Annotated in this window: 24 protein-coding genes; 3 read left to right on the top strand and 21 right to left on the bottom strand. The window is 69.0% G+C overall.

Features of this window, described 5'->3' with window-relative positions; all coding sequences use genetic code 11:
- From GOAMI_RS21290 to lspA, 3 genes are all read right to left on the bottom strand, one after another.
- On the bottom strand, window positions 1-1,016 hold a 1,016-nt coding region (locus tag GOAMI_RS21290), incomplete at its 3' end, for a serine/threonine-protein kinase (RefSeq protein WP_006438691.1).
- 86 nt (window positions 1,017-1,102) lie between these two features.
- Entirely contained in the window at window positions 1,103-2,029 is a 927-nt protein-coding gene (locus GOAMI_RS21285; protein WP_006438690.1) for an RluA family pseudouridine synthase, read from the bottom strand.
- Complete coding sequence (lspA, locus tag GOAMI_RS21280) at window positions 2,022-2,702, bottom strand: signal peptidase II (protein WP_051995453.1); 681 nt, start codon at window positions 2,700-2,702, stop codon at window positions 2,022-2,024. The genes GOAMI_RS21285 and lspA overlap by 8 nt, the downstream gene beginning before the upstream one ends.
- Window positions 2,703-2,742: 40 nt before the next feature.
- On the opposite strand from lspA, the gene GOAMI_RS21275 reads away from it, so the two are divergent.
- Window positions 2,743-3,687: a hypothetical protein gene (locus tag GOAMI_RS21275; protein WP_006438688.1), complete on the top strand. Its 945-nt coding sequence runs from the start codon at window positions 2,743-2,745 to the stop codon at window positions 3,685-3,687.
- A 43-nt stretch (window positions 3,688-3,730) separates the two neighbouring features.
- Here GOAMI_RS21275 and GOAMI_RS21270 read toward each other — a convergent pair whose 3' ends face one another.
- Window positions 3,731-4,261 (bottom strand): WKL family lipoprotein, encoded by a 531-nt coding sequence (locus tag GOAMI_RS21270; RefSeq protein ID WP_462138115.1) that lies wholly within the window; start codon window positions 4,259-4,261, stop codon window positions 3,731-3,733.
- A gap of 235 nt (window positions 4,262-4,496) precedes the next feature.
- On the opposite strand from GOAMI_RS21270, the gene GOAMI_RS21265 reads away from it, so the two are divergent.
- Complete coding sequence (locus GOAMI_RS21265; RefSeq protein ID WP_006438686.1) at window positions 4,497-5,453, top strand: asparaginase; 957 nt, start codon at window positions 4,497-4,499, stop codon at window positions 5,451-5,453.
- 26 nt (window positions 5,454-5,479) lie between these two features.
- Here the strand turns inward: GOAMI_RS21265 and GOAMI_RS21260 are convergent, their stop codons facing one another.
- Window positions 5,480-6,979, bottom strand: coding sequence for a DNA polymerase IV (locus GOAMI_RS21260; protein WP_051995454.1), 1,500 nt, complete (start codon window positions 6,977-6,979; stop codon window positions 5,480-5,482).
- A 70-nt stretch (window positions 6,980-7,049) separates the two neighbouring features.
- Window positions 7,050-7,505, bottom strand: a complete 456-nt coding sequence (locus GOAMI_RS21255) for a nitroreductase family deazaflavin-dependent oxidoreductase (RefSeq protein WP_006438684.1) — start codon at window positions 7,503-7,505, stop codon at window positions 7,050-7,052.
- Window positions 7,506-7,624: 119 nt separating this feature from the next.
- Here GOAMI_RS21255 and GOAMI_RS21250 point away from each other — a divergent pair, with 119 nt between their 5' ends.
- Window positions 7,625-8,317 (top strand): TetR/AcrR family transcriptional regulator, encoded by a 693-nt coding sequence (locus GOAMI_RS21250; RefSeq protein WP_006438683.1) that lies wholly within the window; start codon window positions 7,625-7,627, stop codon window positions 8,315-8,317.
- A gap of 14 nt (window positions 8,318-8,331) precedes the next feature.
- Here the strand turns inward: GOAMI_RS21250 and GOAMI_RS21245 are convergent, their stop codons facing one another.
- From GOAMI_RS21245 to murG, 15 genes are all read right to left on the bottom strand, one after another.
- Entirely contained in the window at window positions 8,332-8,718 is a 387-nt protein-coding gene (locus GOAMI_RS21245; protein WP_006438682.1) for an ArsR/SmtB family transcription factor, read from the bottom strand.
- A gap of 6 nt (window positions 8,719-8,724) precedes the next feature.
- A complete protein-coding gene (locus tag GOAMI_RS21240; RefSeq protein ID WP_006438681.1) occupies window positions 8,725-9,963 on the bottom strand; it encodes an MFS transporter in 1,239 nt (412 codons plus the stop codon).
- A gap of 86 nt (window positions 9,964-10,049) precedes the next feature.
- Entirely contained in the window at window positions 10,050-10,958 is a 909-nt protein-coding gene (locus tag GOAMI_RS21235; RefSeq protein WP_006438680.1) for an RNA polymerase sigma-70 factor, read from the bottom strand.
- A gap of 8 nt (window positions 10,959-10,966) precedes the next feature.
- Window positions 10,967-12,166 (bottom strand): NAD(P)/FAD-dependent oxidoreductase, encoded by a 1,200-nt coding sequence (locus GOAMI_RS21230; protein WP_006438679.1) that lies wholly within the window; start codon window positions 12,164-12,166, stop codon window positions 10,967-10,969.
- 68 nt (window positions 12,167-12,234) lie between these two features.
- Window positions 12,235-15,396 carry an isoleucine--tRNA ligase gene (gene ileS / locus GOAMI_RS21225; RefSeq protein WP_210737828.1) on the bottom strand — a complete coding sequence of 1,054 codons (3,162 nt, stop codon included), beginning with the start codon at window positions 15,394-15,396 and terminating at the stop codon, window positions 12,235-12,237.
- Between the two features lie 385 nt (window positions 15,397-15,781).
- Window positions 15,782-16,600, bottom strand: coding sequence for a hypothetical protein (locus GOAMI_RS21220; protein ID WP_006438677.1), 819 nt, complete (start codon window positions 16,598-16,600; stop codon window positions 15,782-15,784).
- 33 nt (window positions 16,601-16,633) lie between these two features.
- A complete protein-coding gene (wag31, locus tag GOAMI_RS21215) occupies window positions 16,634-17,449 on the bottom strand; it encodes a DivIVA-like cell division protein Wag31 (protein ID WP_006438675.1) in 816 nt (271 codons plus the stop codon).
- A gap of 300 nt (window positions 17,450-17,749) precedes the next feature.
- Entirely contained in the window at window positions 17,750-18,091 is a 342-nt protein-coding gene (locus GOAMI_RS21210; RefSeq protein ID WP_006438674.1) for a YggT family protein, read from the bottom strand.
- Between the two features lie 56 nt (window positions 18,092-18,147).
- On the bottom strand, window positions 18,148-18,864 hold the full coding sequence (locus GOAMI_RS21205; RefSeq protein WP_006438672.1) for a cell division protein SepF: 717 nt from the start codon (window positions 18,862-18,864) through the stop codon (window positions 18,148-18,150).
- 115 nt (window positions 18,865-18,979) lie between these two features.
- On the bottom strand, window positions 18,980-19,744 hold the full coding sequence (locus tag GOAMI_RS21200) for a YggS family pyridoxal phosphate-dependent enzyme (RefSeq protein ID WP_006438671.1): 765 nt from the start codon (window positions 19,742-19,744) through the stop codon (window positions 18,980-18,982).
- Window positions 19,745-19,770: 26 nt separating this feature from the next.
- A complete protein-coding gene (gene pgeF / locus GOAMI_RS21195; RefSeq protein WP_006438670.1) occupies window positions 19,771-20,493 on the bottom strand; it encodes a peptidoglycan editing factor PgeF in 723 nt (240 codons plus the stop codon).
- 5 nt (window positions 20,494-20,498) lie between these two features.
- On the bottom strand, window positions 20,499-21,674 hold the full coding sequence (ftsZ, locus tag GOAMI_RS21190; RefSeq protein ID WP_006438669.1) for a cell division protein FtsZ: 1,176 nt from the start codon (window positions 21,672-21,674) through the stop codon (window positions 20,499-20,501).
- Window positions 21,675-21,957: 283 nt separating this feature from the next.
- On the bottom strand, window positions 21,958-22,659 hold the full coding sequence (locus GOAMI_RS21185; protein ID WP_006438668.1) for a cell division protein FtsQ/DivIB: 702 nt from the start codon (window positions 22,657-22,659) through the stop codon (window positions 21,958-21,960).
- Window positions 22,656-24,281: a UDP-N-acetylmuramate--L-alanine ligase gene (murC, locus tag GOAMI_RS21180; RefSeq protein ID WP_006438667.1), complete on the bottom strand. Its 1,626-nt coding sequence runs from the start codon at window positions 24,279-24,281 to the stop codon at window positions 22,656-22,658. The genes GOAMI_RS21185 and murC overlap by 4 nt, the downstream gene beginning before the upstream one ends.
- Before the next feature lie 32 nt (window positions 24,282-24,313).
- Complete coding sequence (gene murG, locus GOAMI_RS21175) at window positions 24,314-25,522, bottom strand: undecaprenyldiphospho-muramoylpentapeptide beta-N-acetylglucosaminyltransferase (RefSeq protein WP_040005077.1); 1,209 nt, start codon at window positions 25,520-25,522, stop codon at window positions 24,314-24,316.
- Between the last annotated feature and the right edge of the window lie 220 nt (window positions 25,523-25,742).

Raw genomic sequence — 25,742 nt, 5'->3', positions numbered from 1 at the left:
GGCGGCGGAACCGCGCGACGTGTGGCCGGCATCGGCCCGGGTTGGTTTCGCGAGGCCTGATGGTTCCCGCCGGCCGGGCGCGGCGAGAGTCCGCGCACGGTGACGGCCTCGGCGTCGGGAACCGACGGTCGAGGCACGTGCCGGAGACTCGCCGTCAGTGCGTCGGCGAACTCGCGGCAGTTCGCGAACCGCTCCTCGGGTGTCTTCGCCATCGCCCTGGTGATCACCGCGTCGACCCCGGTGGGCAACCCGGCGACGAGTTCGGATGCCCGCGGCACCGGGTCCTTGAGGTGTGCGCCGATGACCGCGCCGGTGTCGCGGTCGTCGAACGGCACCCGGCCGGTGAGCAGGTGGAAGGTCGAGGCCGCCAGCGAGTACTGATCGCTACGACCGTCCAGCGTCCGTCCCATCAGCTGTTCCGGTGAGGCGTAGGACAGGGTGGCCAGCACGGTGCCGACCGAGGTGAGGGCCTCGGTCTCGTCGGAGATCTTGGCGACGCCGAAGTCGGTGAGCAACACCCGCTGTTCCTCGACCGTCGAGTCCTCGTCGACCTCGGCGAGCAGGATGTTCCCGGGTTTGACGTCGCGGTGGGTGAGACCCCGGCGGTTGGCGTGGTCGATGCCGCGGGCGACCTGCGACGCGATGTGCGCGACCCGCGACGGTGTGAATCTCCCGATGTCGGCGAGCTCACGGGCACAGTCGGTGCCCGGCACGTACTGCATCGCGATCCACAGCACATCCGACCGACCGGTCTCGGACGCGGTGGGGACCGTCGCCCGGCCGCGATTGAAGACGGTCACGATGTTCGGGTGGTCCAGGGTGGCCGCGACCTCGGCCTCGCGGAGGAATCGGCGCCGGAAGTTGTTGTCGGTCAAGCCTGCCGAGTCCTTCAGCACCTTCAGTGCGTCATACCTGGGGAGCTCCGGGTGCCGGGCGAGGAAGACAGCGCCCATGCCGCCGCTGCCGAGGAGTCGCTCGACGCGGTACCCGGCGATCACCGTTCCAGGCTCGAACACTCTCTCAATCTAGGCGAGTTCACCGACGATGTCGCCGGTTGACGGCCGAACGAATGCAACGCCTCCGGCGAGGCCCGACCCGATGCTCAGGTGGCGCGCAGGACGTCGAGTGCGTGCTGGAGGTCCTCTGGATAGTCCGAGGTGAACTCGACCGTGCGACCGTCCGCGGGATGCGCGAAACGCAGCGTCCGCGCATGCAGCCACTGTCGTTCGAGACCGAGCCTGCGGGCCAGGACCGGGTCCGCACCGTAGGTCGGGTCGCCGCAGCACGGATGGTGCAGCGCCGCGAAGTGGACGCGGATCTGATGCGTACGGCCGGTTTCGAGGTGGACGTCGAGCAACGACGCCGCCGCGAACATCTCGAGGGTGTCGTAGTGGGTGATGCTCGGCTTGCCGTTCGCGGTCACGGCGAACTTCCAGTCGTTGCCCCGATGCCGGCCGATCGGCGCGTCGATGGTGCCCGACGGCGGGTCGAGATGTCCTTGGACGAGGGCGTGGTAGCCCTTGTAAACGGTCCGCTGCTTGAACGCCCGCTTGAGCAGCGTGTAGGCGCGTTCGGAGACGGCGACCACCATGACGCCGGAGGTTCCGACGTCGAGGCGGTGGACGATCCCCTGCCGCTCGTGCGCGCCGGAGGTCGAGATCCGGAACCCGGCGGCGGCCAGCGCGCCGATCACGGTGGGACCACTCCAGCCGAGCGATGGATGCGCGGCCACTCCGACCGGCTTGTCGACGACCACGATGTCGGAATCGTGGTAGATCACCTCGAGGTCCTCCACCGGCGTCGGCTCGACCCGCAGCGGTTCCTCGGGTTCGGGCAGCGTGACGTGCAGCAGGGTGCCCGCGGCGAGCTTGTGTGACTTGCCGACGACGATCCCGTCGACGAGGACGTCGCCGTCCTCGGCCAGGGTGGCCACGACGTTGCGCGACAGTCCCAGCATGCGGGAGACGCCCGCGTCGACGCGCATGCCGTCGAGTCCGTCGGGTACCGGTACGACGCGTGATTCACGCATGGGTACTGCCCCCGTCCTCGTTGCCGTCGGTCTTGTCGGTGCTGCCGGTGTCGTCGGGATGCCGGTCACGCCGGGCCGCCCACCCGGTGCGGCTGCCGTCGTAGTCGAAGCCCAGGGCCGACAGGGCCACCAGCAGGATCGCCCCGCAGACCACGGCGGAGTCGGCCACGTTGAAGACCGGCCACCAGCCCACCGAGACGAAGTCGACGACGTGGCCCTGAAGCGGCTCCGGTGCGCGGAAGATGCGGTCGATGAGGTTGCCGATCGCGCCGCCGAGCACGAGCGCGAGACCGATCGCCCATCCCCACGAGTTCAGTCGACTGCTGTAGCGGATGATGACGGCCACGACGATCAGTGCGATGACGGTCAGGACCCAGGTGTATCCCGAGGCCAGCGAGAAGGCGGCGCCGCTGTTGCGCACGAGTCGCAGCGTGACGACGTCGCCGATGATCTCGATCGGGCGCTGCGGATCGAGGGTGGCGACGGCGATGGTCTTGGTCAGCAGATCGAGCCCGATGACGACGAGCGCGACGCCGAGGAGCGCTGCGGTCACCTTGGAGAAGCGTCGTCCGGGGGTCGCGTCGTCCGATCGGACCTGATCGCGGTCGGCGTCCGGAGAGCGGGCGCCGCGCGGATCCGCGTTGCCGGAATCCGTCAGGGGTTGGTCATCCACAGCCTCATTGTCCACGACCGGTCGAATACGCTGGCTACCCGTGTCCTCGCATCGTCGTTTGTTCCGGTCCGTTGTCTCCGCGTGCGCAGTCGTCACGGCGGTGTCCGTGCTGGTCGCGGGGTGCTCGTCGGACTCCGACGACGACACCGGCACAGGTTCGGCGACCTCGGCCGGCTGTGTGAACGAATCACCCTCCCGGGCAGCCGGAGCGGCGCCGGTGCCGATCTCGCCGGCCACGGTCACGCTGGTCGACGCAGGTGAAGGCGAGCGCCGGGTCGCCTCCCCCGCTCCTGACACCTCCTCCACACAGTCGGTGACCTTGGTGACGACCTCCGAGGTCGCCTCGCCGGGGTCGGCGGACGCCGAGACCGTCGAGACACCGCTGACCGCGCGGTTCTCCTGCACCGACAGGTCGGAGGTGGAACTCGAGCTGGGCACCGTGACCTCGCCGGATGCGTCCCTCAACGGACAACTGCCGGCGATGGCCGGGACGAAGGCCGGACTGACGACGGGTCCCGGGCTCGCACCCGTCGCGTTGCGTCTCGCCCCGCCGGAGCAGGCGGGCGAGGAAGCGCGCCTGGCGGTCGAACAGTCCCTGGTGACGGCGCTGAACACCTCGATCGCACTGCCGACCGAACCGATCGCGGTGGGCGCCAGGTGGCGCACCGAACGCGTCATCTCGGCGGCCGCGACGGTCACGCAGACGATCGACGCACGACTCTCGGCCTGGGACGGCAACCGTCTCACCATCCAGTTCTCCGCGGAGGAGACCCCGGTCAACTCGGTGTTCGCCATCCCGGGCGGCAACGACACGCTCACGATCAGCCGGTTCAGTTCCGAAGGCGGTGGAACCGTGGAAGTCGACCTCACGCGCGGGCTCCCGGTCGGCGGCGAGCTGACCTACACCGGTGCGCGCGAACTCGTCGGGGCGGACCCGTCGCGTCCCCTGGTACAGAAAACCGGGTTGACCGTCACCTGGCGGTGAGGGACAACCCGGTTTCCCCGGGGTCAGCCGAGAGGCCGCCTGCCTAGCTCGCAGGCTTGCACATGGCGCTCTGGACCTGGTACAGGCCGAGCAGGTTGCACACGGTCTCGTTGGACAGCTTCCAGCGGCCGTCGTCGTAGACGATGGTCGACTCGGCGTTGGTCGGCGGGTTGCCTGCGGTCTCGATGCGGACCTTGACGCGGGCCTTCTTCGGGCCGGAGCTGATGACCGGGTTCACCAGGACCCAGTCCACGTCCGAGTTCTCCGCACGGGCCTTGACCAGCTCGTCGAAGATGGCCGGATCCTTCTCCGAACCCTGGACGAGGACGATCTTCTCGTCACGGGGGACCTTCGGGTCCACGGCGGTGGCGACGAGCTCGTTGAGGGCGGCGATCGACGGCGGCTTGCTGCCGTTGGTGATCGCGGAGCCGGTGTCACCGCCGGCGGCGGCGTCGGCGGTGCTGGTCAGGGTCGGGGCGGGCGGTGCGTCGCTGTCGTCACCACCGCAGGCGGCGACGCCGGTCATCAATGCGGCCGCGATCATGGTCGCGCCAAGAAACTTCCGATACTTCAACGATCTCCCTCACTATGTCTGTGGACGTGGGCGCGCCGGGGCGCTTTCCCGTGGTTCGCCGATGGGGTCTGCCGGGCGAGCCCGGCGACAGCCCACACCACTATGCCAAACGCAGCCGCGACATCCGGGTTCCACGCCGTGGGCGACGACGCTCGACGGCTCCTGGAGATGCCAGCGGGCTCGACGCGGTCACGGTGCTTGACGGCCCGGCGACGTGCCGTGAGGCTTGACGTCCATGACCGCTAATCCGCCGCCCGCCCGGTCGACCGTGCTGCTCACCACCGGTGGCACCATCGCCGCCCAGACCACCGCCGACGGTGCCGTGCCCGCGCTCGGTGCCGACGACCTGTTGTCGGCGACCGGGGACACCGGCGCGGGCACCGTTCGCAGCGTCGACCTGATGTCGGTGGACAGTTCGGCGATGACCGTCGCCGACCAGTTCGCGGTGGTGCGGTCCATCGCCGAGGCGCTCGCCGACCCCGAGGTCGACGGCGTGGTGGTGACCCACGGCACCGACACGATGGAGGAGACGGCCTTCCTGGCGGATCTCTACTGCCTCGACGAGCGGCCGGTCGTCTTCACCGGCGCGCAGTTGCCGGCCGACCACCCCCACGCGGACGGTCCCCGGAACCTCGGCGCGGCCCTGGCGGCGGTCCGCGACCCGGAGTCGCGCGGTCGCGGCGTCCTCGTGGTCGCCGGCGGCCGCGTCCTGCCGGCCCGCGGGCTGTTCAAGGTGTCGACGACCGACACCGCCGCCTTCGATTCGGTGCGCACCGACCTGCCGCGTCCGGTGCTGACCGACGAGATCCCCATCGGCCGGACCGCGCGAGTCGACACCTTCGCGCTGTATCCCGGCGTGTCGCCCGGGCTGATCGCGGCCGCGGTCGCGCAGAACGCCGCCGGCATCGTGCTCGCCGCGACGGGTTCGGGCAACACCCATCCGGACATCACCGCCGAGGTCGTGCTCGCGGTCGCGCACGGGGTGACCGTCGTGGTGACGAGTCGGGTGCCGTACGGCGAGGTGTCGGCGACCTACGGCGGTGGGGGCGGCGCCGTCGACCTGCATCGTGCGGGCGCGATCGTGTCACCGTGGCTGCGTGCGCCGCAGGCCCGGATGGCGCTGATCGCGCTGCTGACGGCACGCTCGAGCCCCGAGGCCATCGCCGAGTTCTTCTCCGCGTCCGGGAAGTGACGCCGCACGAGTGGCCGGCGCGGCGATCACTCCTCGTCGCCGGCGAGATCCCATTCGAGGCTGTCGAGCGGGTCGGCGAGGCGTAGGTCGGGGTCGTCGACGCCGAAGGTGCGCGTCCGTCCGGGCCCGGTGGTCCGTGTCTCGAAGCGGACGGTGACGACGCCGTGCCCACTCCCCTGCACCCACCCGTGACCGAACTCGGGGTGTTCCACATCGGCGCCGGGAGCGAACGGCGCCCGGCTCAGCGGATTGCCGCCGGGAGCGAATCGCACGGGTTCGGGTGATTCGGTGTCGGCGGTGGGATCGTGAACCGTCTCCGACACCTCGACGACGTCACCGGATTCCGGTGACGATCCCGGGGCGGATCCCGCCGACGCGGTGTCGTGGTGCGTCGTCTCGTCGGGCGAGGTGTCGAGGTCGTCGAACAGTGCGTACTGCTGCACCGCCGTGAGACCCGAGAAGCCCACGCCCACAAGCCGTATCGACCCGACCGTCCGCGGGTCGAGAGCGAGGCGCTGGGCGGTGCGCTCGAGGTCGTCGAGATCGGTCGTGGCCGCGGCGGTGGTCGCCGACCGGGTGAGGATCGACATGTCGGAACGTTTGAGCTTCAACACCACCGTGCGCGCGCCGCGCCCGTCCTTGAGCAGCCGACGATGCGCGTCGGCGGCGGCTTTTCGTATCGCCTTGCGCAGTTCGTCGAGGTCGACGATGTCGGTGGCGAAGGTCGACTCGGCGCTGATCTGTTTGGCCGAGGCACGCTCGGCCACCGGTCGGTCGTCGACCCCCTGGGCGAGACGGTGCAGTGCCGGTCCGACCGTGGCGCCGAGTACCGAGGCGACCTCGATCGGCGACATCGCGGCGAGGTCGCCGATGGTGTCGATTCCCAGACGTGCGAGGCGATCCCCCGAGACCGGACCGATCCCCCACAGTTTGCGCACCGGCAGTTCGTGCAGGAAATCGATCTCCCCAGACGGCGGGATCACCATCACGCCATCGGGTTTCGCCATTCCCGACGCGATCTTGGCGAGTTGCTTTCCGCTGCCGAGCCCGACCGAGGCGGCGAGTCCGCATTCGGTGCGGATGCGGGTACGCAACATCTCCGCGAACTCCCGCGCATGCGCGACCGTCGCCCCGGCGAGTTCGGCCGGTTCCGCGAACGCCTCGTCGAAAGAGAGCGTTTCGATCACCGGAACCGCTTCGCGAACAATGCGGAACACCCGCTTGCTGACCTTGCCGTAGACCGCGCCGCGCGGGGGTACGACGACGCCGGTCGGGCCGATGAGGCGTCGGGCCTGATGCATCGGCATCGCCGACCTGGCTCCGAACACCCGTGCTTCGTAGCTCGCCCCGGCCACCACTCCCCGGCCACCGGAACCGCCCACGAGGACCGGGCGGCCACGCAAAGTGGGCCGGGTGAGCTGTTCGACCGAGGCGAAGAACGCATCCATGTCGAGATGCATCACCCAACGGGCCCCGCGCTCGGAGTCGTCGCCCGCCGGCGCGGCACCCGACTGCCCGCCGGACATCCACCGCTCGGGAACCGATGAACCGTCGGCGATCGTCGAGTCGGGATCCGGGCGCACCACTCGTCCGAGTCTAGTGAGCAGGACGGATGACGAAGACGGGGATCGAACCTGCATGGCGCGCGAGGTCGTCGTCGGACGGCTTGGTGCCGAGCCCCTCGGGCAGGAACCGGCCGACCTCCCAGCCCCACTTGCGCAGATACTCGCCGATGATCGGCGGACGCCGGTCCGCGTCGACCTCGGTCAGGGCGACGACGGTCCGCCGGCGGCCCCGGCTGAGTTCGGCCGTTCCGGCGGCGCGCACGTTGCGAACCCACTGGGTGTTGCCGCGCGGCGAGACGAGGTACTCGCCGCCGTCGAATCGCAGGACGTTCACCGGGACGCGCTGCGGATCACCGCTGCGGCGACCGACGACGGTGAGGTTCTGGGCACCGGCCAGGTTGACGCCGTGGTCGGCGAGCCAGCGGACGGTGCGGTTGACGACGTTGTCGAAGCCCTCGGGGGCGCGGTAGTGGGTGGTCGAGGTCATGGTGTCGACGCCTTTCATGGTGGCCGGAAGAATTCGAGAGCACCGCTCTCGTTTCAAGTGTGCACCCGGACGCGGTAGAAATCAAGAGCACTGCTCTCGAATTGTGGAAGGATCGTCGCATGGCGACCGGACGAAGCCGCGCGGAGAACCGCGCGATGATGACCGACGAGATCCGCAGACTCGGACGCGAGCATCTCGCCACCCACGGCGCAGCGGGTCTGTCACTGCGGGCGATCGCCCGCGAGATGGGTGTCGTGTCGTCGGCGGTCTACCGATACGTCCCCAGTCGCGACGACCTGCTGACGATGCTGCTCGTCGAGGCCTACAACGACGTCGGCGATGCGATCGACGCGGCGGTCGAGACGGTCGACCCCACCCGCCGCCGGGAGCGACTGCTCGCCGCGGCCGAGGCCGCCCGGGACTGGGCACTCGCCGACCCCGCCCGCTGGGCACTGCTCTACGGCAGTCCGGTCCCGGGCTACACCGCACCCGGCGACCAGACCATCGAGCCGGGTACGCGCATCCCCGCCCTGCTCCTGCGCGAGTGCGCGGCCGCCTACTCCGAGGGTCTCATCCGGGACGACCTACCTACTCCCGCAATCGAAGTCACCGATGACATGGCCGCCATCCGCGACGAGTTCGGCATCGACACCCCGGTCCGCGTGCTGGCGGCGTCGACCACCCTGTGGGCGGTCCTGGTCGGCGCCATCAGCCTGGAGACCTTCGGCCAGTACGGCACGGACACCTTCGCCCATCCGCGTGCGCTCTTCCGGTCCCAGATCGAACTGACGCTGTCGATGCTGTTCACGTGACAGCGCACGGCCGGTCAGTCGTGCGGTGGTTCGCCGGTGACGAAGTGGCCGGCATGGTTGAGCCCTTCCCGGACGAGGCGTGCGAGGTGTCCGTCGTGAAGGCGGTAGACGATCCGGCGGCCGTCTCTGCGGGTCTCGACGAGGCCCGTGAAGCGCAGCTTGGCGAGGTGCTGGCTGACCGCGGTGCGCGATGCATCGCAGGCTTCGGCGAGCGCGGAGACGTCGGCTTCGCCGTGACTGAGTTGCCACAGGATGTGGAGCCGAGTGGAATCGGCGAGCATCCGGAATGTCCGGGTGGCCGCGTCGAGCCTCTCGGCATCCGGTGGTGTGCGGTGGTCGAGACTAGGCCTCGTCGACGTGAGCGAAGGGGCGGGATCGGCGCCTTCCGTGCCACTGCCCATTCGTGTTCACCTTTCCACACCGGCCATGATGGGCCTCGGGTAAGTAGCCGGCCAGAGTCGTGTGGCCGCCATCGCTGAAAGTGTAGCCAGGGCTGCCAGGATGATGGCGGCAGTGAGCTGGGACACCTGCGCCCCCACCCAGCCGGCAAGCGGGTAGGTGACGAGAAAACACGCATGCGACAGCGAGAACTGCGCGGTGAACACCGCGGGCCTGTTCGACTCGGTGGAGTAGTCGCGCAGCAGACGGGCCGTCGGGGTGCTGATGGCCGACGTCGCCGCGCCGATCACCGTCCACGCAGTGATCAGCCAGACCCATCCGACGACCGGGGACACCGAGGTGGCGAGCAGGATCGCCGTACACACCAGACCGACGACGACGAGCAGCGCGCCGGTCATCATCACGCGCCGATCCGACATCCGTCCGAGAAGTCTCGGCATCGCCAATGCGACGAGCATCGACCCACCGCCGTACGCTGCCAACGCCATGGCGACACCGGCATTGACCCCGCCGAGCAGCGATCGGACATAGACGACGGTGTTGACGACCACCAGGCCGGTCGCGGTGGCGACCACCATATTCAGTGCGAGCAGGCCCCGGAGAGGTGCGTGGCCGACCATCACCCGGGCTCCCTTGGTGATCCGCGTACGTAGTCGCTCGTTCTCGGCGGCCGCGGTGATGCGCGGAAGTCGGGTGGAGATGACCAGCGCCGCGGATACGAGGAACCCGAGCGCCGTGGCGACGAAGAGTTGGTTGTAGGAGATGACCAGCAGCAGTGCGCCGGCGATCGCGGGGCTGGTCAGCGACTCGAGGTCATACGCCAGCCGCGAGAGCGACAGGCCCTTGGTGTAGTCGTCGGTGTGGGTGAGCACGGACGGGATCACGGCCTGGAAGGTAGGAGTGAAGGTCGCCGAGGCGGCCTGCAACACGAAGATGAGCACATAGATCTGCCACGTCGAACCGATGAACGGCAGCATCAGCGCGATCACGGCCCGCACCGCATCGGCCGAGACCATCACCGCTCGCCGCGGCAGACGCTCGGTCACCGCCGTGATCACCGGCGCGACGACGACATAGGCGACCATCTTGATCGCCAGTGCGGTGCCCAGCACCGCCCCGGCGTCCTCGCCGGCGATGTCGTAGGCGAGCAGCCCCAGCGCAATGGTCAACAGCCCCGTCCCCACCAGGGCCACCACCTGAGCGGTGAACAGCCTTCGGTAGACCGGATGGGCCAGGACATCCCACACAGCGTCTCCTCATTCCGCCTGACTACACGATGCAGCCATCCTACATGTGCGCAACTGCGCACATGTAGGTGCATGAGTCGGTCGCGTCAGCGGGCGATCGTGCGCGGCTCCTCCACCCCGACCAGCTTGTCGGGATTGCGCATCGCGTAGATCTGCTCGATCACACCGTCCACGATGTGGAACGTGAAGGCGCCCTGTAGTTTCCCGTCGAAGTACACCAGCATGCCCGGCTCGTGATTGAACACGGCGACCTCGACCCGGTAGTCGTCGATCGTCGCCCCGAGCCGCGCGAAGCCGGTGAGCAGGCGTGCCACCGGCAGGGCGCCCCGGACCGGCCGTTTGACCGCGGTGGCCTTGCCGTCGCTGTCGGCCGTGAACACGACGTCGGGAGACAGCAGCGCCATGAGGGACTCGACCTCCCCGGACTGCGCGGCGGCAAGGAACTCCTCGACGACCGCGCCGGCACGTTGCGCATCGACCGGTTCGAAACGGGGCCGCCGCGACTCGACATGCGACCGTGCCCGATGCGCGATCTGGCGAACCGCAGCCGAGGACTTCGAGACCATCGTCCCGATCTCGGTGTAGGAGAAACCGAACACCTCACGCAGGACGAACACCGCACGCTCGTCGGGGTTCAGGGACTCCAGCACCACCAGCATCGCCGTGGACACCGACTCGGCCAGTACGACGTCGTCGGCGAGATCGCGGTCGTCGAGCAGGATCGGCTCTGGAAGCCACGGGCCGACGTACTCCTCCCGACGCCGCGAGCGGGAACGCAGGGCGTTGAGTGCCTGGCGCGTGACGATCTTCGCGAGGTAGGCCTTCGGGTCGGTGACATCGGCGTCGTCGACCTCGGCCCACCTCAGGTAGCTCTCCTGCAGGACGTCGTCCGCGTCGGCCGCGGACCCGACGATCTCGTAGGCGACCGTGAACAGCAGCGGCCGAAGTTCCGCGAAACGTGTTGCTCGACGGTCGGATTCGCTGCTGTTCACCATCGTGCCTCTCATCGGAGGGCCGGTTCGGTCGTCGTGGTCAGGTCGCCGCCGCGGAACCACCGGAACGCACCGGGGTGGGTGGCCTCATGACGGATGTTCCACACCGTACCGCGGCACACCAACTCCTTGGTCCAGGCCGCGAGACGACCGGTCACCACTGCACGCGCCGGCGAATCGTCGCGACGCGTGAACTGTAGGGTGGCCGCGCGGCGGCCGATGCTGGCGCACTGCGCGACGAAACCCTGGTCGACGGGATTCGGCTGCTCACCGGCGATCCGGGCGAGCACCGCTTCGGCCGCCTGAGCACCCAGCGGCTCGGCGGCCTGGCAGCTCATCCTCAGGGGCATGCCCTCGACCGCGACCGCGTCACCGGCGCCGACGATCCGATCGTCGTCGATGCCGGCCAGGGTCGCGTCGGTGCGCAGGCGGCCGATCTCGTCGGTCGCCAGGCCGCTGTCGGCCGCCAGTTCCGGGGCCTCGAAGCCGGTGGCGAGAATCGTTGCCGCGCTCGGCAGTACGTTTCGTTCGCCGTCGATGTCGACGGTGACGGTCCGCTCGCCGATCTCGACCACGCGGCCCGTGTCCACGACGTCGACGCCGAGTCGGATCAGCTGCTTCTCCGTGGCGCTCCGGGCCCGCTCCCCCACCGATGACGCGATCCCCCTGCCGCCCACCAGACGCACGTCGTGGCCGCGTTCGGCGAGTTCGGCGGCGACCTCGATCCCGGTGAGTCCCCCACCGACGACGGTGATCATCTCGTGTGCGCCGAGACCTTCCACGCGTTCGCGAATCCGTTGTGCGCTCGCCCAATCGGCGATGAACAGGGCATGCTCCGCCCCGGGGATCTCCGGGGTTCGGTGCCGGGTACCGATCGCATAGATCAGGTGGTCGTAGTCGAGGTGCGCGCCCGACGCGAGATGCACACGGCGCGCACCGGCGTCGATACGGGTAGCGGTGTCGACGACGACGCGGATGTCGTCGGCCAGCACGTCGTCGAAGCCGACCAGCGGATCACCGGTTCCCGAGACGAACTGGTGCAACCGGATGCGCTGCACGAAGAACGGTTGCGGGTTCACGACCGTGACGGCGACGGCGGGGTTGCGCCGGAGCCGGTTGGCCGCCATCGCGCCGGCATAGCCCGCGCCGAGGACGACCACGTGCGTCCGTGCGACTACCTGGATTTCCTGCGTGGTGTCGGTGGTGCTCATGGTTCTGCCTTCCGTCGGTGTTCGAGGTGGTCATCCTCGAGACACCGACGGCGGCAGAAATGTGACAGCTACCGCGAAATCGGTGGTAAGCCGGCCTTCGCGACGTCGGCGGTGACCCCGTCACCGAGTTCGACGGACCCCGGCGCGCCCTCCGCGGTGACGTCGAACTCCACGGCGAGAACCTCACCGGCGATGAGTCCGGCGTGGGTCTGCGCCCACTCGAGACGCTCGGCGGGGACGACGAGGCGCACCGTGATGCGATCGGAGACGTCGAGGTCGAGGTTGCGGCGCGCGTCCTGCAGCTCGCGCACACGGTCCTTCGCCCAGCCCTCGGCCTCCAGCTCGGGGGTCACCGCGGTGTCGAGGACGACCAGTCCCCGACCACCGGGCAGCTCCGCGGTGGAATCGGGTTCGACGGCCACGAGCTTCCTGGTGAACTCACCGTCGTGCAGCTCGATGCCGTCGGCGACGACGACCTCGGAACCGTCGGCCCCGGCCTGCACCGACCAGTTGCCCGACTTCACCGCCTTGATGGCGCGCTGCACGTCCTTGCCCAGACGCGGCCCGGCCGCGCGGGCGTTGACCGCGATCTCATAGCGCCCGTACTCGCTGGCGTCGGTGGCGAGCGTGACCGCCTTGACGTTCATCTCGTCCTTGACCAGGTCGACGTAGGGCTCGAGCGCGGCGGCGGTCGGCGACGCGACGGTCAGACCGGGCAGCGGGAGACGCACACGCAGCTTGTTGGCCTTGCGCACGCTCGACGCGACCGAACAGACCGCCTGCACCTCGTCCATCGCGGCGACCAGGTCGGCGTCGGCGGGCAGCTCGTCGGCGGTCGGCCAGTCGGTCAGGTGGACCGACCGTTCGCCGGTGAGCCCGCGCCAGATGGCCTCGGTCGCCAGCGGCAGCAGGGGCGACGCGAGGCGGGAGGCCACTTCGAGCACCGTGTACAGGGTGTCGAAGGCGTCGGTGTCCTCGTCCTGACCGGCCCAGAACCGTGCCCGCGAACGACGCACGTACCAGTTGGTCAGCGCCTCGACGAACTCGCGGAAGGCGTCGCATGCACCCGCGATGTCGTAGACGTCGAGCGCCTCGGTCATCGCGTCCCGGGTGGTCGCGAGCTTCGCCAGGATGTACCGGTCGAGGACGTGCCGGGAGTCGGTCCGCCACGTCGCCGGACGCTCCGCGTACAGCTGCAGGAAGCTGTAGGCGTTCCACAACGGCAGCAGCGCCTGACGCACACCCTCCCGGATGCCGCGCTCGGTCACCACCAGGTTGCCACCGCGCAGGATCGGCGACGCCATCAGGAACCAGCGCATGGCGTCGGAGCCGTCGCGGTCGAAGACCTCGTTGACATCCGGGTAGTTGCGCTTGGACTTGGACATCTTCTGGCCGTCGTCGCCCAGCACGATGCCGTGCGCGGCAACGGTTTTGAATGCCGGGCGGTCGAAGAGGGCCGTCGCCAGCACGTGCATGGTGTAGAACCAGCCGCGCGTCTGTCCGTTGTATTCGACGATGAAGTCGCCCGGGTTGTGCGGCGGGGCGCCTGCCGAGTCCCCACCGTCGAACCAGTCGCGGTTCTCGAACGGGTAGTGCACCTGGGCATACGGCATCGAACCGGACTCGAACCAGCAGTCGAGCACCTCGGGCACACGGCGCATGGTCGACCGCCCGGTCGGATCGTCCGGGTTCGGCCGGGTCAGCTCGTCGATGTGAGGCCGGTGCAGGTTGTCCGGGCGCACGCCGAAGTCGCGCTCGAGTTCGTCGAGCGAACCGTAGACGTCGGTGCGCGGGTACTCCGGGTTGTCGGAGATCCACACGGGCAGCGGCGCACCCCAGTAGCGGTTGCGGCTGATGTTCCAGTCGCGCGCACCCTCAAGCCACTTGCCGAACTGGCCGTCACGGATGTGTTCGGGCACCCAGGTGATCTGCTTGTTCAGCTCCACCATGCGGTCGCGGAACTGGGTGACGGCCACGAACCACGACGGCACCGCCATGTAGATCAGCGGCTGTCCCGACCGCCACGAGTGCGGGTAGGAGTGCTCGATGGTCTCGTGTCGCAGGATGCGGCCGGCCGCCTTGAGGTCCTTGATGATGACCGGGTTGGCGTCGAAGACCATCTGGCCCTCGTACGGCGGGACCTGCGCGGTGAAACGGCCGCCCGGGTCGAGCGGCTGCACGACCTCGATGCCGTTGGCGGTCGCGAGTTCCATGTCCTCTTCACCGAACGCGGGCGCGAGGTGCACGACGCCGGTGCCGCTCTCGGTGGTCACGTAGTCGCCGACCAACACCCGGTGCGCGTTCGGGTGTCCGACGAAGAAGTCGAAGGGCGGTGTGTAGGAGAGGTTCTCGAGATCCTTGCCCAGATGGGTGCCGACCACCTCGGGTTCGGCGATCTCCTTGGCGTACGCGCCCAGCAGCGCCTCGGCCAGCAGGTACTGACGGCCGTCGGCGGCCTTGACGTGGACGTAGGTGACCTCGGGGTTGACCGCGATCGCGAGGTTCGAGGGCAGCGTCCAGGGCGTCGTGGTCCAGATCAGTGCGTTGACACCGTCGAGCGAGGCCAGCGGACCCTCGGGCACCGACAGCGGCATCAGAACGGTCACCGCCGGGTCCTGACGCATCCGGTAGGCGTCGTCGAGCTTGGACTCCTGGTTCGACAACGGCGTCTGCTCGTACCAGCTGTAGGGCAGCACGCGGTAGCCCTGGTAGATCAGGCCCTTGTCGTAGAGCGCCTTGAACGCCCACATGACCGACTCCATGAAGTCGAGGTCGAGCGTCTTGTAGTCGTTGTCGAAGTCCACCCAGCGCGCCTGGCGGGTGACGTAGTCGCGCCACTCGCCGGTGTAGCGGAGAACCGAGTCACGACAGTACTCGTTGAACTTCGCCATGCCCATCTTCTCGATCTCCGACTTGTCGGTGATCCCGAGCTGCCGCTCGGCCTCGAGTTCGGCGGGCAGACCGTGTGTATCCCAACCGAATCGGCGATCGACCTTCTTGCCACGCATGGTCTGGTACCGCGGTACCACATCCTTGACGTAGCCGGTCAGCAGATGGCCGTAGTGGGGCAGGCCGTTGGCGAAGGGCGGGCCGTCGTAAAAGACGAACTCCTCGGCGTCGGCACGGTTGTCGATGGAGGCGGCGAAGGTCGAGTCGTCGTCCCAGTATTTCAGGACGTTCTGCTCCACGGACGGGAAATCGGGGGCGCTTCGCCCCGTCCCACCCGTCATGTCGACTTTGGGGTACACACGCCCGGTCGCATTCGCGCCCGTCTCGTTGGCGTTGGTCACGGCTCGTCTCCTCGTGCCTGGTGATGTCGCTCCTCGGCACGGGGACGCACACCGTCAGGTCTGCGCGGTACCACCCCGCTTGCGCCGGAACTCCGGCGCCACTCATCGGATCGCGCGGGTCACCCCGTACGGTCCTGTGGCTGTAACGGGCCACGCCCGCCCGGTTCTACTGAGCGCCTCACGGTGCCGTTCTTCCGGGTGCTCCCCGGTGATGGCCGGATCAACGCGTCAACCAGTGTAACGACGCACCGCCCGAACGGGCGAATCGCCTATCGCCGTCCGGGCGGTGCATCGTCGCGAGAATCAGATCCTCGTATGAACAAGATCAGTCGATCGGCGGACGCCAGTTCGGGTCGAGCGGATCGAAGTCCGGCGCGCGTCGCCGTCCCGGCCTCGGTTCAGGGGATTCGGTCTGTTCCCCCGGCGGCCGTTCGCCGGCCTGTGCCGGATCGGATCGCGGGGAGTCCTGCCCCCACCCCGGCAACTGTCCGGAAGGCCCCTGCCCGTACTGCGGCTGGGGACCCGAAGTCGGCGCCCCGTACTGCGGAGGACGTGGACCGGGCTGGGACGGACCGGACCGGAAGGGACCGGATTGCGGCGAGCGGGGAGCCTGGGGTGGCCGGCCCCCGGACTGCTGCGGACCCGCCGTCCGCTGGGGCGCACGCGGCGGCGGCCCCGATGGCGCCCGGCCAGGGGCCGCCTGTCCACCCGGCGTCGGACCCGGTGACGGTGTCGGGCCGGAGTCGGCTGCGGGGCCGACGGGCTCGCCGACCGACCGCAGGTAGTCCTCGAGGTTGCCCTCGCGACGTTCCGGCGCCGGACGACTCTCGGGTGACGCCGGCCGAGAAGCCGACGGTCCCGACGGTTCGGCCATCCCGGGTTCGAAGGACGGAGGCTCGTAGGCAGCCTTTTCGCGATCGGCGTTGTCGTCGGTCTCGTCCTCGCGTCCGACTCCCGGGACCATGTCTTCCAGAGATCGCGCGGCGTCCCGGTTACGACCCGAGAACACATCGACGAGCAGGAAGGCCAGGCCGAGGAGACAGATGACGATGCAGGCAACGGCAAGCCACACGGTCCCGGTGATGAGACCGAGGATGAGCAGCACGAACCCGATGAGGGTCGCGCCCAGGGCCAAGCTCAGCACATCACCAGCCTAGGGTGCATGACCGGCGCGCGGTCAGCTCGGCGAGTAGCTGCTGAAACCGCCGCTGCCCGGGTCGTTCGAGAACGACTGATCGGGACGACCACCCTCGACCGGTGCCGCGCTGCCGCGCTGCTGCAGCTCCTCGAGCTGCGATTCGAGGTAGGTCTTCAGGCGGGTGCGATACTCACGCTCGAACGTCTTGAGCTGCTCGATCCGACCCTCGAGCACACCACGCTGCTGGTTGATCGTGCCCATGATCTCGCTGTGCTTGCGCTCGGCATCGCTCTGCAGTGCGTCCGCACGCTCCTGCGCTTGCCGCAGCTGCGCCTCGGAACGGGTCTGCGCGTCGGCCAGGATGGCCTCCGAACGCTGACGCGCGTCGGCAAGCATGGCATCGGACTTGCTCTGCGCCTCCGAAACCATCGTGTCGGCGCGGGTCTGCGCATCGGCCAGCATCGCGTCGGCATCGGCGCGTGCGCTGCCGGTCAGGCGATCCGCGGTGTCCTGCGCCAGCGCGAGGACGCGGGCGGCGCGGACGTTGGCGTCGTCGTTGGCGGCAGGCGCGGCGGGCTGCTGGACGGGAGCGGGCTGCTCCTGCACCGGCGGCTTGGCGAACATCTGGGTCCGCTCTTCGGCGGGGGCGGCGCCGGCTCCCGACCGGGCGTCGGCGAGCTCACCCTCGAGCTCCTCGACGCGCTGCTTCAGGTCGGTGTTCTCTTCGATCAGCCGGGCGAGCTCGGCCTCGACGAAATCGAGGAACTGATCGACCTCATCCTCGTTGTAGCCGCGCTTACCGATAGGCGGTTTGCTGAACGCGACGTTGTGCACATCAGCTGGAGTCAGCCGCATGTCGGTTCCCCTCGTGTCTGTGGTGGAGCTTGTGTTCAATTGGCGTGCCGTCCAACCCGGATCGCGCGACGTGAGTCGTTCGACCAATACAGGTTGTCACTAACTATTCATACCAGTCAAAAATAGTAACTGGCGTCCAATCCTGTCACATGCGAACCGTAGGTTGCACCCTTGATCTTCGGCCGGATCGAAACTGTCCGATTCGGCAGGGACATCTGAAGACGACCACCAACGGTAGTTCATCGCCGTACCTCAAGGTACTCGGGTCGGAGGGGTGCCGGGGGCCGAGCCGCGGGCGGACTAGGAGCGGGTGAGAACCAGTGCGGCGGCCAGCGACTCGGCGACCGCGTCGGCGCGGAGACCATTGACGACATTCATGGCGATGATGACGACGAGCATGACGATCATCAGCGACAGATCCAGGCGGATCGGACCCAGCGGGATCGGCGGCAGGATGCGGCGCAACGCCTTGATCGGCGGATCGGTCAGGGTGAACACCGTCTCGATGATCACCACCGCCACCCCGGTGGGTCGCCACTCACGGGCGAACGTCCGCACCAACTCGACGACGAGCCGACCCAGGAGAAGCAACCAGAAAACCAACAGGACGTAGTACAGGACGCCCAACAAAATCGCAGCCACGCGTCAAGATTGCCTGAAGAGCACCGAACGATGCGAACCGAGGGCGCCCACCTGCATCAGGCGTGGTTGTAGAAGCCGGTCTCGGCGATCTTGCGCCGATCCTCGGGCGACACGTCCACGTCGGCCGGCGACAGCAGGAAGACCTTGGTCGCGACCTTGTCGAACGAACCGCGGAGCGCGAAGGCCAGGCCCGCGGCGAAGTCGACGAGACGCTTGGCGTCGTCGTTGGTCATGTCGACGAGGTCCATGATGACCGGGTTGCCGTCGCGGAAGCGCTCACCGATCGTGCGGGCCTCGCCGTAGTCCGAGGGACGCAGGGTGGTGATCTTCTGCAGCGGGCCGTCGGCGAAGACACGCTCGAGTTCCCGGTGCTCGGCACTCATCGGTCGCGACGAGGCGGCACGCAGGGCGGCACTCGACGAACGCTGCAGCGGCTCGAGGCGAGCTGCCGAACGCATCGGCGCCTCGGGTGCGGGTCGCGGTCCGGCGTAGGCGAATTCGGGGGCGAAGTCGCCGGCGAGTTCGTATCCGCCGTCGAAACGACGGTCGTCGTAGGCCATCTCGTCGCGGTAGCCGGCGTCGCGGAAACCGACATCACGAAGCGACGGCTCGTAGCCGGGATCGTAGGAGGGGTCGCCGTAGTAGTCGTCGCGGTAGGCGCGATCACGCGACGGGGCACGCAGGGCCGAGCCGGACTCCTCGAGGTAGTCGTCCTCGTACTCACTGGGCGGCACCATGCCGAAATACGCCTTGAACTTCTGCATCGTGGTCATTGTCGGCCTCTCTGTCGTGCGACGCCGGTGTGTACAACCCCGCCGGATGGTGCATCTGATGTCACTGAGCTTGTTGAGATGTCTGTGTCACTTGGTTCTGGTGTTACCAATGTGATTACTGAGAGAGTAGCGGCCGCTCGCCCATGATCGCGGTTCCGACACGCACGCATGTCGACCCGGCTTCAACCGCCTCTTCCATGTCACCGGACATTCCCGCGGACAGTTCGACGGCGTCGGCGTACTGCTCGCGAAAAGCGTTGTGGATACGGGCGGATTCGGCCATCCAGTGCTTCCGATCGCCACTGAGCGGAGCGATGACCATGAGGCCGCGCAGGGTCAGCGCATCGTCGTTCGACACCTGTTCGGCGAGTGCCGGGAGATCCGCCTCGACGACTCCACCACGCTGCGGGTCTCCGTCGAGGCTCACCTGGAGCAGCACTCCGAGAGGCTCGGCCCGCTCCCCTTCGTCGAGCGCGACGCGCGCGGCCCGACCCAGGGCGTCGACCACCTTCGGACGATCCACCGAGTGCACCGCACGCGCCCAGCGGGCGATGCTACGGGCCTTCTTCGACTGGACCGTGCCGATCATGTCGAACACCGGTACGTCGGCGACATCGGCCGGACTCCAGTCGGCGAGCACCTCGGCGACCTTCCGTCCGGCCTCGGGTTCACGGGACTCGCCGAACAATCGGACCCCCAGCGTCAGCAACCGCCGGACGTCGTCGGCCGGGAAGTACTTGGTGACGACCATGAGCGCACACGAACCCGCCGGACGGCCCGCGGATGCGACGGCTGCGTCGAGTCGCCCGCGCACCGCGTCGAGACGCCCCGAGAGCTCGGCGGTGCGTACGTCATCGAGAGAGTCGTTCATGTCCCCCATCATTCTCCGCGTGGAGCACCGGGGGCCTACTCCCCGTCCGGCGCACTCTCGTCCATCCAGATCACCGATGCCAGGCGGCCGGTCGGCGCGCCACGCCGGTGGCTGAAGAGGCTCGTGTCCGAGATCGTGCAGCGCGGGTCCACCGCGACCCCGGCGACCCCGGCCTCGAGGAGCTGGCGGCGCAGGCCCGCTCGGAGGTCGAGACCGGCGGTGCCCTTCTTGGTGCGGCTGGCACTTCCGGGCAGATGCTTCTCGACGTCGGCCTGCATCGCCGGGGGCACCTCGTACTGCTCACCGGAGGCCGCCGGCCCGAGGAACGCACCGATCGACTCGACGCGCGCACCGAGTTCGACCATCACCTTCAGGGTCTCGCGCACGATGCCGACGCGAGCACCCACGCGGCCGGCGTGGACGCCGGCGATCACCCCGGCCTCGTCGTCGCTGAGGAGCACCGGCACGCAGTCGGCCGACAGCACCGCGAGCGCGAGCCCCGGCGTGGTGGTCACGAGCGCGTCGGTCGCGGGGACCGGCTCGTCGACGGGCCCCTCGACCACGGTCACATTCCGGCTGTGGATCTGTTCCATCCAGACGACCGACGATGCGGGCAACCCGATCTGCTCGGCCAGACGATTCCGGTTGGCGGCCACCGCCGCCGGGTCGTCTCCGACGTGGTCACCGAGATTGAACGAGTCATACGGTGCCACCGAGACGCCGCCGGCACGCGTGGTGACCACACGACGAACCCGCATGCGGGTCAGCGCTTCATGAAGGACGGCACGTCGACGTCGTCGTCGTCGTCGAGGTGCACGGTGTTGCGACGCGGGGGCTCCGGCTCACGCTCGCCACCGAAGGGGTCACCCGAGCCCTTCGGCATGTCACCGAAGAGCGGGTCGTTCTTCGGCGGCGCCGAGACCGCACCGGCCTGTCCCTGGCCGACGGCCGTGCGACCGGACGCGGCCGGGACGTCGGAACGCTTCTTCGGGGTGCCGCCGTCGAATCCGGCGGCGATGACGGTGACGCGTACCTCGTCGCCGAGGTTGTCGTCGATCACGGTGCCGAAGATGATGTTGGCGTCCTCGTGGGCCGCCTCCTGGACCTGGGTGGCCGCGTTGTGGATCTCGAACAGTCCGAGGTCGCTGCCACCGGCGATCGAGATCAGCACGCCCCGTGCGCCTTCCATCGACGCCTCGAGCAGCGGCGAGTTGATCGCCGACTCGGCCGCCTTCTTGGCACGGTCCTCGCCGCGGGCCGAGCCGATACCCATCAAGGCGCTGCCGGCGTCACTCATGACGCCCTTGACGTCGGCGAAGTCGACGTTGATCAGACCCGGTGTGGTGATGAGGTCGGTGATGCCCTGGACACCGTTGAGGAGCACCTCGTCGGCGCTCCGGAACGCGTCCATGAGACTGACCTGGGCGTCGCCGAGCTGCAGCAGGCGGTCGTTCGGGATGACGATGAGCGTGTCGCAGGACTCGCGTAGGGCGGTGATACCGGCCTCGGCCTGTCCCCCGCGACGCTTGCCCTCGAAGGAGAACGGGCGGGTGACCACGCCGACGGTGAGCGCACCGAGTTTGCGGGCGATCTGCGCGACGACCGGAGCACCGCCGGTGCCGGTGCCGCCACCCTCACCCGCGGTCACGAAGACCATGTCCGCACCCTTGAGGAGTTCCTCGATCTCGTCGCGGGCGTCCTCGGCGGCGCGTCGGCCGACCTCCGGATCGGCGCCGGCACCCAGGCCACGGGTGGAGTCGCGACCGACGTCGAGCTTGACGTCGGCGTCGCTCATCAGCAGGGCCTGCGCGTCGGTGTTGATCGCGATGAACTCGACTCCCTTGAGCCCCTGCTCGATCATGCGGTTGACGGCATTCACGCCGCCGCCGCCGATGCCGACGACCTTGATGACGGCCAGGTAGTTGTGCGGTGGCGTCATGCGCTCGCCTTCCTCGTAATGGATCGTGCTCTGTGTTTCGGGTGCTGATCCCTCAGCGGGTTCCGGTGCTGATTTCTCAGCGCCAGGCGCTGGCAAAACCCTAAACCTGAACCATAGATTTAGAGTTATGTCAAGTAGTTCGTTGTGGAGATGACGCTAGGCATCGCGGGGCCCGGTATCCACAACAGCGCCCGGCGTGTCGGGAAGTCGCACCCGAATTTCGGTGAATTCGGCCGATCGTCAACGAATCTGGCGCCGCTCAGGCCGACGGAGACCGCCGGGATCACTTGTACGCCGGGAATTCAGGACTCGAGACGTTGTACATCTTGGCGTCGCGGCTCAACAGGTACGTGAGGGTTCGCGCCTTCTCCGCTCCCCGGTCGCTGTCCCCCCAGACGACCCGCCGGTTCCCGGTGAGGATGAACTCGATGTCGACCGGCGAGGTCGCGGTCACCCGGATGACCTGCCGCGCCAGCGATTCCGGGAGTCCGGCGACCGCGGTGATCGCCTCCCGGGTGGTGGGATCGGCCGGGCCGGGATTCGGGGTCTCGAGCACGGGAAGCTTGAGCACCTCGGGCGGCACGCCCTGGGCGCGGACATAGTGGAGGAAGGACACCCCCGAACGATCGAGGACGTGGACCTCGTCCCCGCTCGTCACGATCACCACCGGCACCCGCTCGACGACGGTGATCGTCAGCGACGACGGGTAGGACCGCTGCACACGGACCGATTCGAGCGACGGGATGGTGGCGACCCGCTGCGCGACGGCTCGGGTGTCCACCTGGAGCAGCGGGGTACCCGGTGCGACGGCGGCGGCGCGGAGTATCTCGTCGGCCGGGACCGAACCGTTGTCCCGGATGTCGGTGTTGCGCACCGACATCAGCGGGGTCAGATAGGCGATCAGGACCAGCCCGACCCCGGCGGCGACGACCATGAGGGTGCCGAGGATCAGGCGCGACCGGCGGCGGGTCGGCCAGCGGATCACGGCACTCCCGTGAGGTCCCCGTTTCCGGAGCCCTCACCGTTCTCGTGCACGGCGTCGGTCCCGGTGCTCCCGCCGAGGGCGGCGAGGATCTCGGGTCCCTGCATGGTGATGTCGCCGGCGCCCAGGGTCAGCACGATGTCGCCGGGCCGGGCGAGTTCGGCGACCTGACCGGCCAGACGCGACAGATCCGGTGCGAACACCGACGGCGAGGTGAGCTGGTCCGCGATCGTCCGCCCGCTCACACCCGGGATCGGCGCCTCGCGGGCGCCGTAGACGTCGGCGACGACCACGGTGTCGGCGAGGTCGAGAGCGGCGGCGAACTCGTCGGCGAATTCGAGAGTGCGGGAGTACAGGTGGGGCTGGAAGACCGCGATGACACGGCCGCGCGGCGCGTCGGGTCCGACCCGCGCGGCCATCATCGCCTGGGCCGCGGAGAGCACCGACCGCACCTCGGTCGGATGGTGGGCGTAGTCGTCGATGACCTCGACGCCGCCCCGGCGTCCGCGGAACTCGAACCGGCGATGGACCCCGCCGAATGCGCCGATCCCCGCGAGGACTCGGTCGAGGGCCCCGACGAAGTCGGTGTCGGTGTCGGAGACGAAGTCGGTGTCGGCACCGGTCACCCGGACGGCGCCGATCACCGCGGCGATGGCGTTGAGCGCCATGTGTTCTCCCGGGAGCGGGAGCACGAGTTCACGTTCGACGACCGTGCCGGCCTCGTCGGCGGGGCCGGTCACCGGCGTCGTGAACCGGACCCGTGCCGCTCCCCCGGTGCCGCGCGGCGCCCAGGACAGCAGCGTCGCCACGTTGGGCACCCCCGGCGCCAGCCCGGCGTGGGTCCCGCGGCCGTAGCCGACGGTCGTGACCCCGCGCGCGGCCAGGGCGTCGGAGACACGTCCGGCCAGCGCAGCCGATCCGGGGTCGTCGAGGCACACCACGAGGGTGCCGCCGGTCCGGATACGTTCGGTGAACTTGTCGAACACCTCCACATAGGCCTCGATCGACCCGAAGAAGTCGAGGTGGTCGGCGTCGATGTTGGTGACGACGACGACGTCGGGGGTGTATTCGAGCAACGAACCGTCGCTCTCGTCGGCCTCGGCCACGAAGACGGGGTCGCCGCCGTGATGGGCGTTGGTGCCGGACTCGTTGAGCTCGCCGCCGATGGCGAACGACGGGTCGCTTCCGGCGTGCTGGAGCGCGACGACGGCCATCGAGGTGGTCGAGGTCTTGCCGTGGGTTCCGGCGAGCAGCAGTGTCCGGTCGCCCTCCATGAGCTGCGCCAGCACGCGGGGGCGCAACAGGATCGGGATGCCCCGCGACCGCGCGGCCACCAGCTCGGGGTTGGTCTTGGGAATCGCGGCATGCGTGGTCACCACCACCGACGGCCCGCCCGGGATCTGGTCGAGTGCGGACGGATCGTGCCCCACCTGGACGCGGGCTCCACGGGTGCGGAGTTCGAGGATTCCGCGGCTGTTCTTGGCATCGGAGCCCGACACCTGACCACCGCGGGCCAGCAGGATTCGCGCGAGCCCGGACATCCCGGCGCCGCCGATGCCGACCATGTGCACGCGGGCCAGCTGCGGCGGCAGTCCTCCGATTCCCACGGTCGTCCCCTCGCTCATGTCGTCACCTCCCGCACCGTCCCGTCCGATTGTCACTGCTCGACGGCCGATCGGTGGGATCGAAACGCCCTGCGCGACGGCCTCCGGCCCGCACGGAACCCGCGCGCGAGTTCGAGAGCGGCGTCGGCCACGGCCGCGGCGGCATCGCGATGACCCGTACCCGCGGCGGCCGCCGACATCTTCTGCAGCCGCTCCGCGTCGTGCAGCAGTGCCGGCACCTCACGTGCCACCCACTCCGGGTTCACCGCCGAGTCCTCGATGATGAGTCCGCCGCCGGCCTCGACGACGGGTAGCGCATTGAGCCGCTGTTCGCCGTTGCCGTGCGGCAACGGCACGTAGATTGCGGGCAGACCGGTCGCCGAGACCTCCGCGACGGTCATCGCCCCGGACCGGCACATCACCAGATCGGCTGCGGCGTAGGCGAGATCCATCCGCTTGAGATAACCGACACCGCGGTACGTCGGCGCGCCGTCGACGATCACCGGATCGATCGAGTTCTTGGGTCCGTACGCGTGCAGGACTCCGATGCCCGCTTCACCAAGGGCCTCGGCCGCCCCCGACACCGCATCGTTGAGACGTTGCGCGCCTTGGGATCCACCGAAGACGAGCAGGGTCGGGGCGTCCTCGTCGAGGCCGAAGTAGTGCCGGGCCTTGGCACGCAGGGCCGGGCGGTCGAGTTCGGTGAGGACACCGCGGACGGGCATGCCGACGACGGTCGCATCGAGTCCCGAGCCGTCGACGGCGGCCAGGACGCGGTCGGCGAACCGGGCGCCCACCTTGTTGGCGATGCCCGCCGAGGCGTTCGCCTCGTGGATGACGATCGGGATGCGCTTGCGTCGCCGCAGGTGCATCTGCGCGGCGAGGTAGGCCGGGACAGACACGTACCCGCCGAAGCCGATGACGACGTCGGCGTCCACGTCGGCGAGCACCCTCCGGGTCGCGGCGACCGAGGACACGAGCCGACCGGGGGTCTTGGCGAGATCCATCCCGGGCTTGCGCGGCAACGGGACCGGCGGGATCAACCGGAGGTCGTATCCCCGCTCGGGCACCAGGTCGACCTCGAGTCCGCGGTTGGTCCCGAGCGCGGTGAGGCGGGCCGTGGGGTCGATACGGGTGATCGCATCGGCCACGGCGAGCGCGGGTTCGATGTGTCCGGCGGTCCCGCCGCCGGCGACGACCACCGACAACGGCCGACCACCCGGGCCTCCGGTCGTATCAGATTGTGCTGCACCCGAATTCACCGGCGTTGTCACTCCATCTCCAGCCACTGTGCACGTCTGTCCCGCGCAGCGAGATCGGTACCGCGAACGCCGGATCAGCGGCGTCCCACGCGGCCGTGTGTCGGCCGATCGCGCCCGGGATCGGCGGACCGCGGCGTACGCGGCTGATGCGCGCCCGCCCGCCATCCCGGTGACGCCGAGCGACGTGCACTGCCGGCGCCGGGATACCCGCCACGGTAGT

Source organism: Gordonia amicalis NBRC 100051 = JCM 11271, from assembly GCF_000332995.1.
In the GTDB taxonomy this organism is placed as follows: domain Bacteria; phylum Actinomycetota; class Actinomycetes; order Mycobacteriales; family Mycobacteriaceae; genus Gordonia; species Gordonia amicalis.
This window is presented reverse-complemented; position numbering and strand designations above follow the sequence as displayed.